Raw genomic sequence first — 14571 nt, forward strand, 5'->3', positions numbered from 1 at the left:
AATAAATTTCTAAAACTTTACTTAAAATATCTTTTTAATTAGTTACTCCATAACATCATTCATATCTTACTCCTCTCCATTCTTGTTTTTAGCTTCATGATCACTAGAATTACTTCTTATTATTTCATCAGGAATTTCTTGCTTGCCTGATTGTTTTTTAGGTCTATCAGAATCATCACCCGTTGTTCTATCAGAACTTCCTTTAGAATCTTCTTTTTTGTTTGATTGATTTGGTGTATCAGGCAATCTAGCCTCAATTTTTCCCCGATCTTTACTCATTTTCTGCTTGATACTCTGTATCATACTTTGGGTCTTATCATCAAGGCCAACGGTTGACAGTATAGCTTGTGATGCGCTACCGGCAACTTTGCTAACACTTTGAGCAACCCCAAAACCAGAGCCGAATAGTGCTTGTGCCATAGTTTCTGATATAGAAACAAAAGCTTCCATTGCATTAGCAATAATTAAGTACATAAATGCTTGGATCAGATCTATGGGCAACGCTGCAAAGTGCCCACCAGCCCTTTCTCCGGTACTTAATGCAACATCAACATTAGTGCCAGGACTGTATCCAAGAGGCAGTATTGATTTCATCAAGCACAGATCATACGATAAGAAATTTACGCTAATTAAACATTGATAGCATGCAGAAAAATTTGTGAGATTGTATAGAACTGAATACATCAACTGATTTAAAAGAGATAAAGATGAAAATAAAATAACTGGTTGTACTGCAACGTGAGCCAGCGTTTTTATCCAGTTATCAAACAAGGGTTTAGTCTGTTGAAATAAAATAAACACGATAAACAAAGGTGTTAATGACAGTAAAAACGCTACTAGAACAGTAGATATTACATATTTAAACGTAGCGCTAATAATGCATTTTAAAAACGCAAAAGTAGCGTAGAGTATTGCCAAAAATGCAATAAAGCCAAAAGGACCAGAGAGCATCAACGATAAAAACTTGAACCAAGTTTCTGCTGTGAATAATACTCCTGCTGTTAAGTCTAAGAATGCAAATTTCTCCTCCCCTTCCCCTATATAGCCAGAAAAGCTATTAACTAAATAAGTGCTACCATCTACAAAAAGTCTGGATAAAGTTGTACCAAAAAGTTCCCAGCTTCTATCGCTAAAGGCAAAAGCTATAAATGCTATCTTGAACATTCTTACAATGAAATCAAATTTACTTAGCTGTATTGTTCCAAGCATATAGCCAACGACAGTAAATATAACGTATAGAGTAAGCAAAGCTCTTACTCCTTGAAGAAGACCTCTTGCATATCCTTTGTATGAATCTTTAACGCTGTCACCAATTACTTCTTTTTTCATAAAACCAAATATCTCGTTTATATTTGATGAAATAAAATCATTAATTTTTCTTTTGACAAATAAAGTTACACTATACTTATTGTTTTCGTAATATTTGCCATTTTTGTCTGTAATGTCATCTTTCTCTACGTTGCTTACATCAATACCAAAATATATCTTCTTAGATTCTCCGTTCTGAAAGTGTTCTCCGCTTATTACATCTAATATGGTGTACTTACCTTTTCCGTCTACTCTTTCTCCTACCACTTTGAAATCATCAGTTCCCACACCATGCAAATCTTTAGGTGGGTTATCACCCAAATACACATACAGTTTTTCGCCATTAATATATTCACATGATCTAGTCACTTTAACATGGTACCCACCCCTATTAGCTCCATAATTACCATAATCTGCAATGGCAAGTATCACACTATTACCAGGTGTTATACCTTCTCCATCTATTAGATAATCATAATTTAATTTCAGAGAAAAATCCTCGAAATTATCACTAATTTGCGAACACACATTATCCTTTTTCTCTGGAAGACATTGAATACCTTTAGCGGTATTTTGATTGCCAAGATCACCAATTTTTGCAACAAGAGCCTCAGCCCATGAGATATCTTTTTCAGTGTTTGATGTAAAATCAACGTTAATCTGCATGGGACCCCCTTTATTTTCTTCTATCCTCTTAAGCTTATCTTCAACTTCTTTAAGGTGAGAATACATGTCACATTTATTTCCTTTATCATATTTGCTATACCTTATAGAAGAGACGCAATTCTTCTCTTCAGGAAAAGTAGCATTCCATATACCTTCTTTGTTGTAACATATATTCTGATAGTAACAGTTAAGCTCATAAGAGCTGTACTTTTTTATCTCGTTAAAATCGCAATTTTTTCCGTTGCATAGTCGTTCCAACCCTATTTTAGTAGAGTCGTACTTTCTTACCTTGTTAAAATCACAGTCTTTTCCATCACATAACTCATTCAATCCTATTTTAGCGCGGCGTAAATCGAGCAGTGAACCATATACCCATGGTTCGTTGTCTTTAATATGATATTGATTAAAATGCACCTTATTATCATATGGGGTATACCCATTGCCAACTAGCACTTTGCTTTCCTTTGCTTTTGTTTTATCAAGAGGTAAAAATTTTATTTTATTTCTCTTTCCATCCTTGCCCTCACAAAAAAATTCTTTTTTCTCGCTAACATTCAATATTTCCCTTGCTGGCACTTTTTCACCTCCTTCTTCAGCTCTATAACAATTGTCATCAAAACTGATGCCTTTCCCTCCTGGATTGTCATAATCAATTGTTATTTTTCTGGGAACTAAGCTAAAGCTTAACTTATCACCAGGACTTACTTTTATTCCAGTGTCTACATAACGTCTATTGCTGCCAAATCCTTTACCGCCGCACAATTCGTTTTCATTTACGCCTTTTTCATCAACGCCATAATTATTAGGCACATCGTTAATATTTGCAGCTTTACTATAATTTGGTTCTGAGCCATCAGCACAAAAGCTAGCTGGCACAAGTACTTTCCTTGGATTTTTACCTTCTTTAAGAGGGCAAAAATTTACTGATCCATCGAGGGTGAATTTGATTTCCTCACCCTTACTAATTACTTGACCAGAATCAACCCAATGAATTTTAACTTCTTCACCAGCTTTATGAACTGGAACATCCACGTTAACACTAGTGTTTCTGCTCTGCAACCCAGGTTCGACACAATCCATGTTACAACCAGTGATTGCAAGACACAGTATCAACAATAGTGATCTTTTACTTATCATTGCTGTCTTCCTTGTGGTATCTGAGGCGTTGACCTTTGAGTCCCTTGTGGTATTTGAGGTCTTGACGCACCTGACTGTTGAGAAGTACCTCCTCCTCTTCTTTGAACGCTTTGTTCGTCTAACCCTACTGTTCCCATTAAGCTTTGTTGATACTGTCTTCCAGGTTCGCTTATTACATAAACACTAAACAACGAGTCAGATATTGTCGAAGAAGCTTCAACTAAAGCTTTCATAGCGTGTCCCAAAATAACAAAAGCCATCATAGCGGTAATATTAGGTGTATATTTGGAAGCATAACCATAGAAGATACAAGGGTTGAAAATCTTTAGGTTAATACTAAGTATACACGTAGAGCAGACTTCAAAATCGAATACTGAATATATGATATAATCCATAACCTGACTTATCAGTGATATAAAAATTAAAAGGACCACTGGATGAATCGCAAATCTTGCTAAATTGCTAACCCAGCTGTGAAACATCTTCCTAGTATACGCAAATAAAAGACAAATAATAAAAATAGGTGCTAAAGAAAGCAATAACGCAACTATTGCTATAGATGTAATAAAAGAAAACAAGGCATTAAAAATAGATAAGCTCACTGTGATTAAACCCCAAATCACCAAGCAAAAAGATACAATGCCCAAAGGGCCAGAAAATATAAGAGACACTATTAACAATACTGAATGCGATGACAAGAACCTATTGAGCGGCAAATCAAGAAACTCAAAAACATTTGAAGTAGTGCCTCTAAAATTTGCTATTTCTATTAGTTGTTTTGGAGTGTTAATAAGCATAGAGAATGCATTGTTATAAAAAAAGTCCCAGCTATTATCCTGCAACAGCTGGACGATGATTCCTATCTTTACGCATACAATTAAAAATTCATATATAGAAATATGAGTTAATCCAAAAAAGTAGTAAAGGGTATATAAGGTTATGTATAATACTAACAGCGATATTATCGTGGATCTAATGGTGTTTGTTCTGCTTGATTTTATAAAACTTTCGTAAAGAGACTTTACAGGACTAGTATCAGGATGAATTGCGTTAGAGTCTTTATAACTAGAACCAAAAAATGCAGTTTTCACTTTTTCATCAAAGAAATTATATATTGCACTAAAAGTTCTTGTAGGTGGCTCTTTAGTTGTGAGGTTAATGCTAAACTGACCTTCATTTTTGTGATCGCAGCCATGGTCTCTTATTCCGTAATATATGGTACCTGTTTTGTCTCTTAACTTTTCTTTTAAGCTTTCCATGTATTGAACGTCATGAACTTTGCTAATATCCACAGATATATCCCCCTGATTTTCATCACCAGGCTGATGCTCAGGGAATTTATCAGAAACGCGTATGTATAAGTTGTTTTCCAGATTAGGAATCCTTGTTACTCTTATATTGAAACCACCTTTGTCATTTTTATCGTAGCAGTACTTGTCATTTCTACTACATAAACTGAAAGTTAATCTTGGTATTCGATAGTTATCTCTTATCTTGTGATCACAATTAGTGCATAAACCACCTCCTGGAATGTGTTCAAAATCTTCACCATCCATGTGAATTTTCAAAAGTGTAATGCCAGTTTTTATCTGTTTTTCTTTTAGTATTTTACTAATAGCTTCAACATCAGACCGGGATATCTCACCTTCTACACTATTGTATTCAATATATGCGCAACCTTTGTTTCCGCTGCCGGAAGGAAATTTACATATACGTCCACAGAGTAAATTTAAAATGTGCGTATCTATATTACTTGCACTGCTCTCTGAAAGCTTGCTGCAATCTATATTTTCTCCTTGTTTTATAGATTTGGCAATCTTTTCAATCTTTTCTCTACTATTCTCTTTAACTAATTTTGATGGGTCTGAACTCCAATACTCTTTTCCATTCAACCATTCTGGGGTACCCACAATATACTTATTAGGGCATATACCATCTTGAATACTACCTTGACATTCTTCACGATTTAAAACGTGTGCAAAATACTCCTCTTCTTGTTCGCTGCACTTTTCATCAATTTTCACATACCTGATTTTTGTCTCACTCTCTTTATCTTTACACACTTTACTTCCAATAACACTAAAGCTTATCGTATCGTCAGCTTTAAGTGCAAATGGTAATGTTACGTCATTTCTCCCAGGTCGAATTGCAAAATCTGCATACTGCTTAGGACAAAAATTAATCTTGCTAGGCACTATATTAATCTCTGTTACTCTTATTCTATCTGAGATATTAACACCGGAATCAACCCACTTCTGCTCTGTTGACACTATATCTAGTTTTTCACGCAAACCTGATAAATTTTCTGGCTTAATACAGTGATCCTCCCCGCATCCAGATAATAAAAAAAGCACCACAAAACTTATGCATAGCTTACCCAAGTTTTGGTTACTTAAACGTTTAAGCATCTGTTACTTACCTTAACTAGCATCACCGCCACCTTAGTTAATCTTTTCGCTGGAACCTTTACCACTATCTCCACCTCCTCCACCAGTACCTCTTGCCTTCTTGACAGCCGCAGCAGCAGCTTGACCAACACCTCCAGCAGCAGCTCTGGCAGCAGATAAAGCTTTGCCCACCATTTGTCCAGGTGTATGACCTGAGCCAAGTGCTGCTCTATGGTTACCAGCAAGTTCAGCAGCCATGCCAGGAAGAATGTTTAAAAAGTGGTAAAAGAGGAATAATACTAAACACAATTTTAATAATTCTCCGATGAGAGAGCTGCCAAACTCCATGTATGTAAAGTCGAATAGACCAAGTATGCTGCTCTTTTTAAAGCTATAATTTTGCATCATACATGCAAGAGTAGTTTCATTTTTATCACATTCCCCATCTTTCAATTTAAACCACTGTTTTTTCTTACTATATGAGATTTCTGCTTGTTTCTTTTCATATGACTTGTCCGGTTGTTCATTTTTATATGACTCGTCCAGTTCAAAATTTAAATTTTTAAAATAGATTTTATCACATGCTATGAACATAAAGGACAAAAACGCAAAAAGGATAACCGGGTATAAGCTATAGGTAATCAACTCTTTCACCCAGCCGTCAAAATATCCTTTGGTGTGTTGGAATAAAACCATAGGAATAAACAAAGGTGATAGAATAACAATTACACTTAAAGCAACTAGAGATAAAATAAATACATAGCACAGCCACAAAATAACCATCATCATCAGAACGGCCATAAATATACAGACAAGAGCTACTAAAATTTGTCCACCAGCGAAAATAATACCAATCACCGAACCTGCAACTAACAAGACAGGAGCAGCGCCAAGCAAGACCGCTAACGTTGCAACACCTCCAGTACCAATTTTGCCACCAATTCCATCTAAAGGGGCACCTAAATAAAATAAAATTCTGCAATCAAGCCTATCCCAAGGTGCAAGGTAGCTGTAAGATATTTTCTTCCCATGACGCATGTATTCATAATCCCTACCTGCTTCATAATTACATATACCTTTACTTTCAGATGATGCCTTCAATACTATTTCTGACAACCCATTAGAAAGTTTTGTCAAATACTCATAGCCCTGTTGCATGCCACTACCTGTTGCAAAGTAAATCACTAAAGCGAATTTAATGATCAACATGTACATTTCTTGTGGACTACGCACTCCGCCAGACATGGCTTTTATAGAAAACAGTATTAAAGCTAGAACCAAAACAGCAGTTACAGTGTTTTTCAACCTCTTTTGTGCTACAGATGAGAAACTGCCCTTGTTATGTCCATCTTTATCCTTAAGTGGGCTGCCACTTAAATCAATACCTGCAACTAAATTATCTAACGATTCCTTAATGCATTGCACTATCATAGAAGTCACGGGAATAGGAGCTAATGATTTACTCCCTGCCTGGTTATAACAAGCTTCAGAGACATACGAGCTAAAACAGCCAGCATTATCATAACCTACAAAAACTTTTCCTTCTTTTTCCTTATTTCTTATAGTAGTTTTATAGTCATCATTATTACCAATAGGAGCTTCTTCCTTTCCTATACCATCTTTATTTTTGAATATCATCACAGATTTTTCACACATAGGAGCAAGTGGGTCAGGTGGCAATTTCGTGCACCCCATATCAACCCCTTGCGGCCAAGGAGTCATTTCGATACCAAGCATTCTCACACTTGCTAACTCCACACACAATCTGCCCATTTTTCTCACTGCTTTGAATGTAGCTCCATGTATGGGTTTGCTCTGTCCTGCTTTGAGAACTCTACATTCCAGACCACCATCAACCTTCGAGGACCATGACCCATCTACGTATCCAGTGTCTTTCTCCCTGACATCAAAGTCTATGTATCCAGGTTTTCCTCTGGAATTAAAGTCTACCTTATTAAAAAGATTACCAAAAGTTAAAGGGTTTCGATGACATACTTCTATATATTCACTGTATTGCACACCATTTTTTGGCCAAAAATAATTCTTATATTCGTTATTCATAGTATCCGAGTTGTTAAAGTCTAAAATCTCTTTTTCTGTTTGTTTTCCATCTTTTCCTGATTTTCCTTGTAATGCAGAAAAATATTCGTCTTCTTTTTGATAATTTTTATCTGTGTAGACACTATAACCTGTATCTTTTAATTTAAAGTTTTTATATTTTCCATCATGGTCACGTGCAACTGGGTGTCTAACAAAACTATGTTCACAAACAACAAGTCCTCCTATAGCTTTCCAGACTCCAACAATTGCAGCTATCATTCCAACAATAACAAGAGCGGTAAACAAACCAGCAGAAGAAACGATCAAAACAATGCTAGTAAATATTGCACCAACAGCAATCGCTATTCCAGCAAGTGCTGCAGCTGTTTTAAAAGCTCCACAATCAGGATTAGAGGCACGACTAAAGCTGCCAGTAGAGTTAAATCTACTAACAAATTTCGTCTTGTCAGTACCACTTACTCCATCTGCAAGTACTGGATATGAGAGTAAGAAATCTATATTTAGTAAAAATATCGCAATTAATAGCAATGACAGCTTAGTCTTAAACATTTTTTACCTTCTGATAAAATATAGGCAACCATACTTTTGGGTTGTCCCCAACTTCATTTAATATATCGTGTAACAATAGAACACTTTCTGCACGTCCGGATAATACGTTGATTATATCATCCAGGTCTTTTAAGTCTATTCTAGCTACTACAGCATTAACTCCTTGTTTCACCAAAAAGAATCTAGTGCTTGGATCTGTATGCTTAATTAATATATATTCACGTTCAGTTAACATAAAAACATCCCGATAGACACTAGTAGCTTTCAGATTTGGTAAAAAAATCTGTGTCGCTGTTTGTTGTACAAGCGTATCGCTAATAGCACTTTTACTTGCATCCTCAACACTCTGAGTAGCAAAAATCACAAAAGCATTTAGTTTTCTCAGTACCTTCAACCAGTCTTTTATCTTGGGTGCAAAAACTGGATTATCTATTAATGCCCATGCCTCATCAAGAACGATAATAGATGGAGTGCCATCAAGAGATATACTAATCCTATGAAATAAATAAATCAATACTGGTCCAAGGGCAACAGGATCTTTGAGCAAGCTAGCCATCTCAAAACCAAATACTCTTGCTCGTGAAAAATCTAGCAAATCTTCTTTATTGTCAAATATTGCAGCATGAGAACCATTATCATGCCACATAGATATTGCCCCAGCTAGAGTATCAGGACCTGCAAGCCCTAAAAACGGTACGAGGTTTCTCAAGAACCTGTCTTCTTTTCTTAATTTAAAATTCCCTTCAATTGCATCATTAATTCGTGCAATATCTTCTGAAGTAAATTTATCATTATATACCGAAATTAAAGACTTTATCCACTCCATTAAAAATGTTCTATTATCAGAGGTGTCATCAAGTTGCAAAGGATTAAAATTTGTTTTAGTTCTTGGTTCTATTACAGTATAGATACCACTAAGTGCTCTCAAAAAAATCTCTGCACCGCGATCTTTATCAAAAAAGAATATCCTTGGAGAAAACTTCATCGCTTGGGCACACAAGAAATTCATTAAAACAGTTTTACCAGCACCAGTTGGGCCAATTATCATAGTGTGTCCAACATCCCTTATATGAAAGTTGAAAAAAAATGGAGTACCAGATGTTGTGTCAAAAATTGTAACGGCATCTCCCCAGTGGTTATTGAATTTATTACCAGTAGGATAATTATGTTGAGATGCAAATCCAGCCAAATTAAGGCTACTTATTGTAGCTTTTCTCACTATATAATCGAAATTACCAGGAATTTGCGCCCAAAATGCTGGTTCAAGGTTAACTCTCTCACGGATAGGGTAAACACCGCAATTAGAAAGCTCTGATTCTACCAACGACAGAGCGTTATCCAATGATTTAGGACTTTTTTCTATACATAAAATAGTCAGGTGATGTTGACCAAAGGCAATCTTACCACTCATTGCGTCATCAAGCGCTTGAGAAATTTCTGCTATTTGAGAAATAGCTTTATCTGCAGACTGTATCATTCGATTTTGCTGTATCTGCATTTTTCCAATTGCTATTTGCCTGTTTGTAAATTGAAAAGATTGCGTAATTATAAATTCGTAAGGAAGTTGTAAAAAAGAATCAAGCATTCCTGCAGAAGTATTATTTCCATACTCTTTTATACTAACTATTCCAGCATATTTACTCTCATTATGAGTCACAACCTGTATCATCTTACGGCCAAAGAATAATCTATGTACTGGTAAGTATCTTGATATTTCAGTTCTTAGCGGAAAAAGCGTATTTGTAACGAAGCCACAATTTACAATTCTAGATAGAAACTCCATTATTTCACAGAACAAACCACCTGGAGTTTCTTTTACTCCAAGGATTTTAGGCGAATAATTCCTAAGGCTTGTCACTACACGATTTGTCGTTTCCTCTAAATCTTCATATGTGGCACGCATATCACTTTCCCAAGCATGTTTTGAAGTTACATGCCCGAATTTTTTTAGTAGATGTGACAAAAATTCTACTCCTTTCGTGTCCGCTCTACGGATAATCGTAATGTATAGGTCATTAATAAATGATTGCCTTGTTGCGTGTTTTTCTCTCCATTTTAGATTTACGTGATTAGCGAAAAAATTCGGCAAACCTTGACTTGCAAATTCATCAGAAAAAATATTTTTCTTACGTCTGATAGTATGAAAATACAAACTAAATGCCGGAGATGAAATGCTTCTTAGCATCTGATTCCTGATGTTGTTCTGTATGACTAAATCCTCGTCATCAGCGGTTTCAAATGCAAAACCACTTAATTTTATAACCTTAACCAACCAATTTTCTTTTGTCATCAAGGTTGTGCTATTCCAATAGCAAGAATAAGGAATAAATTCAGCAGCGTGAACTTCCCTGTTCAGAGTAGATTTATTCTTCGATTGAATAGCCCTAAACCTCAGCATCACACAACGTTAAGCAATATCATAAGAATTGGCTCCATGATAAAAACGATTTAAACATTTCGAGCACTTTCCTAATTTTACCATAAATAATTCAATAAACAACGGTTCTTTTGCAGAAGCTATATAGCCAAGTCCATGTATACCTGGTAACATTAAGAGAATCACTCTCAAATCATTTGAATTAATGAAAATTAGCAGGCAAATCAGAACGTTTAATATTGCAAACATATAACTCACACCAAAGAGCATTGCAGGTCTTGTAAGACCTTTAAATAATTGATCTGTTTGTATACTACCTGTGGACATATCTTTAACCTTCTAATAATAGCTCTAACACTAATACTATATCATTATATTAAAAATCCATTGAAACTAGTAGCACTTTAAGTTAAGGTACATTATTTAACCCAGATAATGACAAGTTGGCCATTTCAAGAAGCAAAAAAAATATTGCAAGAGTTTCCTAATAAAAAAGAAATAATATTTGAAACTGGTTATGGACCCTCTGGTTTACCCCACATAGGAACCTTTGGAGAGGTTTTTCGCACTACAGTTGTTGTAAATGCATTAAAAAAAATAGCTCCTGGTATAAAAACCAAAATCATTGCAGTTTCAGATGATATGGATGGTTTACGAAAAATACCAGATAATGTGCCAAATCAAGAGATGCTAAGAGAGCACTTAAATAAACCATTGACTATGATACCTGATCCATTTGGCACTCATCAGAGTTATGGTCATCATATGAATTCATTGTTGTGTAAATTTCTTGATTTGTTTGAATTTGAATACGAATTTAGGAGTGCAACAGAGTGTTATAAATCTGGCGTTTACGATGAAAAACTTTTACTCTTGCTGAAAAATTATGATAAAGTGATGGACGTAATGCTTCCATCATTTCGGGAAGAAAGACAGCAGACTTATAGTCCATTCTTGCCAATATGCCCAAAAACTTCTCAAGTTTTACAAGTTCCAGTAATTGAAACAAATACAGATAAAGGAACAATCACGTATGAAGACCCAAACGGGGAAAAAATAGAAGTTCCGGTGACAAAAGGAAAATGTAAACTGCAATGGAAACCTGATTGGGGAATGAGGTGGGCCGCATTTGGAGTAAATTATGAAGCTCACGGAAAAGATTTAACTCCATCTGCTGTGCTTTCAAGTCAAATATGTGAAATACTTGGAAAAAAGCCACCACTTCTGTTTTGCTACGAGCTTTTCCTTGATAAAGAAGGAAAGAAAATATCAAAATCAAAAGGAAATGGCATTTCAATTGAAGAGTGGTTAACTTACGCACCAACAGAGAGCTTAGCATTGTACATTTTTCAGAGTCCTAAAAAAGCTAAACGTTTATATTTTGATGTGATACCAAAATCAACTGATGAGTATCTAGAGTTTGTTAAGCGTTATAATGAGAATAAAGAAAAGGATACAGACAGTAGACTTACTGCAGAATCGCCTATAATTTCAGAACCATTTGTTACCTCAGAGGCTTCTGTTATCCCAGACCCCTCTACTGTCATCCGAGTAGCGGACACTGGGATCCAGGAAGAAAAAATATGGATTCCAGTGTCAAGCACTGGAATGACACCTGACCGAGGTGCTAATTTTTCACTAGAACAACGATTAGACAATCCTGCATGGCATATCCACCAGGGCAAAGTTCCAAATATAGATACTTCAGGCATAAATTTCTCGCTACTTTTAAACCTAGCAGCAGCTTGTAACGCCGAAAACAAAGAGATCCTATGGGGTTTTATATCCTCTTATGCACCAAACGTTACACCAGAAAATAATAAAATGCTTGATAGACTTTCAGACTTTGCAGTAAAGTATTACCACGATTTTATCAAACCAACAAAATCATATAAAACTCCAAATGCAAAAGAGAAAGAAGCGTTACTAGATTTGAAGGACACTTTAGATTCTCTATCTATAACTGCTACTGCTGAAGAAATTCAATCTCAGGTATTTTCTATTGGAAAAAAATATGATTACACCAACTTACGTGATTGGTTTCAGCTATTATATGAAACGTTACTTGGCCAAAAAACCGGCCCAAGAATGGGATCCTTCATAAAGCTTTATGGAATAGATAATACGATTTCTCTCATAGGAAGCGCTACTAAATGTATACTTTAGAGTTTACCTTCTTTCATTTGAGCTCTTTAGTTTTAATAAGAATTCCTTGACACATTTTGCCAGCCCCCTTATCACTACTCCGCCAACAATGTTGCAAAAAACATAAAACTAGAGAAAACTATTTCTCGAAAACTTCTGTGTCCAAAAACAAAAGTGCCATTTATTTATAGCGCTAATAATCGATTAACCATCAGCTTCAATGAATGATATGAACATATTATTTCAAGGAAAGATAATGGGAAATAAGAGATTAGCTATACGGATTAGTTGTAGCTATGAGCCTAACCGGTTGGCAGAAAAGTATTTATCAGATGCTTATGAAAAGTCAGCATCAAAGGGAGAAAGTCAAAAAAACTTAAAGGATAAAAATGGGATTCAAGGAGGATCAAATGGTAACAGTGAGTTTATATGCAAGGGTTTCTTCAGGGAAACAAGCACAAGAAAATACAATAGCAAGTCAAGTTGCAGCTTTAGAGAAGCAAATTGGTATGGATGGGTACAAATTATTGAGTGAGTATAAATTTATTGATAACGGCTACAGTGTTAGTCCGTCCTAATCTAGAAAAATTACGTGATAAAGTAACAGAAGGTAAAATTAATAGATTCACTCTCCTGATCGTTTATCTAGAAAATATGCATATCAAATGGTATTACTTGAAGAATTTGAGAAAGCAGGAGCAGAAGCGGTTTTTTTAAATTATGAGATTAACGATAACCCAGAATCTCAATTGCTGTTACAAATGCAAGGTATGATAGCAGAATATGAACGAGCGAAAATTATGGAACGAAGTCGTCGTGGAAAGATTTATGCAGCTAATAAAGATTGTGTAAGCGTAATGGGAGGAGCTCCTTATGGCTATCGTTATATAGATAAACATATGGGAGGAGGACAAGCTTTATTTGAGATTAACGAAGAAGAAGCTGATATTGTTCGCAAAGTATTTTTGTGGGCAAGCAGGGAAAGAGCAAGTATTGGGGAAGTATGCCGTCGGCTAAATACTATGTCTATTATAACACGAACAGGAAAAAAGTGCTGGGATAGAAGTGTAATTTGGGGTATGTTAAAAAACCCTGCTTACAAAGGACAAGCAGCTTTTGGTAAAACAAAAGTAGGTGTAAAGTTACAACATATAAGACCACAAAAACATTCTTGTGAACAACCGAAAGATAATTACTCTACTTATTCTGTTGAAAAAGCAAATTGGATTTATGTTGAAGTGCCAAATATAGTGGACGAAGATGTGTTTGATATAGTTCAAGAACAATTAGCTGAGAATAGAAAAATAGCAAGGACAAGAGAAAGAGGAGCAAAGTATTTACTACAAGGTTTAATCGTATGTAAGCATTGTCGTTATGCATATTACGGAAGTTCTGTAAGAACCTGTTTAAAATCTCCTCAATAGAAGAGAAATGAAGGAAAGAACAACCATTTGTAAACTTGTGTTGAGTTTACGCTCGCAATTTTTCCATAACCGTCTACATTTTTCCAACCAAGCAAAAGACCGCTTGACAACCCATCTTTTTGGCAATACAGCAAAGGTATGTAATTCGCTTCGTTTTACTACCTCAACAGTTGCACCAATAGTTGCTTTTATTTGTGTTGCAAAATTTTCTCCTGTACAGCTAGCATCAACGAGTATATTTTTGACTTCAGAGAGGTTTTCTTTAGCATTTTCCACCATTTTCACAGCACTGCTACGATCAGTTGCTTCTGCCGTTGTTATATGAATTGCATGTGTTGTGTATCAACTGCGATATGACCCTGAAATCTTTTTACCTGCATCATAGCCCTTTCTTTCAGCAGTATCTGCGTTTTTGACGCTTTGAGCATCAATTATGCAGAAACTGGCTTTCTCTTTCCGACCACTGTTTTGTCGCAACCAATTTTTTTTAACCAACAAGCTTGGCTCCTTTCCTTTC

At 35.6% G+C, this 14571-nt stretch carries 8 protein-coding genes and 1 pseudogene; 3 read left to right on the forward strand and 6 right to left on the reverse strand.

The features are described from left to right. Window positions 1-66 precede the first annotated feature (66 nt). From OPR48_RS01470 to OPR48_RS01490, 5 genes are read right to left on the reverse strand one after another with little or no spacing between them, the layout of a single operon-like run. On the reverse strand, window positions 67-3111 hold the full coding sequence (locus OPR48_RS01470) for a TrbL/VirB6 family protein (RefSeq protein ID WP_265026276.1): 3045 nt from the start codon (window positions 3109-3111) through the stop codon (window positions 67-69). Then, on the reverse strand, window positions 3108-5519 hold the full coding sequence (locus OPR48_RS01475; protein WP_265026277.1) for a TrbL/VirB6 family protein: 2412 nt from the start codon (window positions 5517-5519) through the stop codon (window positions 3108-3110). Before OPR48_RS01475 ends, OPR48_RS01470 begins: the two co-directional genes overlap by 4 nt. A 33-nt stretch (window positions 5520-5552) precedes the next feature. Continuing rightward, window positions 5553-8108 carry a TrbL/VirB6 family protein gene (locus OPR48_RS01480; protein ID WP_265026278.1) on the reverse strand — a complete coding sequence of 852 codons (2556 nt, stop codon included), beginning with the start codon at window positions 8106-8108 and terminating at the stop codon, window positions 5553-5555. Continuing rightward, window positions 8101-10506, reverse strand: coding sequence for a VirB4 family type IV secretion/conjugal transfer ATPase (locus OPR48_RS01485; RefSeq protein WP_265026279.1), 2406 nt, complete (start codon window positions 10504-10506; stop codon window positions 8101-8103). The genes OPR48_RS01480 and OPR48_RS01485 overlap by 8 nt, the downstream gene beginning before the upstream one ends. A gap of 9 nt (window positions 10507-10515) precedes the next feature. After that, entirely contained in the window at window positions 10516-10812 is a 297-nt protein-coding gene (locus OPR48_RS01490; RefSeq protein WP_253307377.1) for a type IV secretion system protein VirB3, read from the reverse strand. A gap of 108 nt (window positions 10813-10920) precedes the next feature. On the opposite strand from OPR48_RS01490, the gene lysS reads away from it, so the two are divergent. The 3 genes from lysS to OPR48_RS01505 all read left to right on the forward strand — a co-directional run bounded on the left by lysS (window position 10921) and on the right by OPR48_RS01505 (window position 14054). Further along, entirely contained in the window at window positions 10921-12651 is a 1731-nt protein-coding gene (lysS, locus tag OPR48_RS01495) for a lysine--tRNA ligase (RefSeq protein WP_265026280.1), read from the forward strand. A 208-nt stretch (window positions 12652-12859) separates the two neighbouring features. Next, window positions 12860-13165: a hypothetical protein gene (locus OPR48_RS01500; protein ID WP_265026281.1), complete on the forward strand. Its 306-nt coding sequence runs from the start codon at window positions 12860-12862 to the stop codon at window positions 13163-13165. 130 nt (window positions 13166-13295) lie between these two features. Next, entirely contained in the window at window positions 13296-14054 is a 759-nt protein-coding gene (locus OPR48_RS01505; protein ID WP_265026282.1) for a recombinase family protein, read from the forward strand. Here the strand turns inward: OPR48_RS01505 and OPR48_RS01510 are convergent. Continuing rightward, window positions 14037-14498: pseudogene (locus tag OPR48_RS01510) on the reverse strand (transposase); the annotation flags it as partial. The gene OPR48_RS01505 and the pseudogene OPR48_RS01510 overlap by 18 nt on opposite strands. Window positions 14499-14571 lie beyond the last annotated feature (73 nt).

This window comes from Wolbachia endosymbiont (group A) of Bibio marci, assembly GCF_947251645.1.
Classification (GTDB): domain Bacteria; phylum Pseudomonadota; class Alphaproteobacteria; order Rickettsiales; family Anaplasmataceae; genus Wolbachia.

Coding starts and splice junctions, on each gene's coding strand:
- OPR48_RS01470 (WP_265026276.1), bottom strand. CDS start 3,111: ATGATAAGTAAAAGATCACTATTGTTGATACTGTGTCTTGCAATCACT.
- OPR48_RS01475 (WP_265026277.1), bottom strand. CDS start 5,519: ATGCTTAAACGTTTAAGTAACCAAAACTTGGGTAAGCTATGCATAAGT.
- OPR48_RS01480 (WP_265026278.1), bottom strand. CDS start 8,108: ATGTTTAAGACTAAGCTGTCATTGCTATTAATTGCGATATTTTTACTA.
- OPR48_RS01485 (WP_265026279.1), bottom strand. CDS start 10,506: ATGCTGAGGTTTAGGGCTATTCAATCGAAGAATAAATCTACTCTGAAC.
- OPR48_RS01490 (WP_253307377.1), bottom strand. CDS start 10,812: ATGTCCACAGGTAGTATACAAACAGATCAATTATTTAAAGGTCTTACA.
- lysS (WP_265026280.1), top strand. CDS start 10,921: ATGACAAGTTGGCCATTTCAAGAAGCAAAAAAAATATTGCAAGAGTTT.
- OPR48_RS01500 (WP_265026281.1), top strand. CDS start 12,860: ATGAACATATTATTTCAAGGAAAGATAATGGGAAATAAGAGATTAGCT.
- OPR48_RS01505 (WP_265026282.1), top strand. CDS start 13,296: ATGGTATTACTTGAAGAATTTGAGAAAGCAGGAGCAGAAGCGGTTTTT.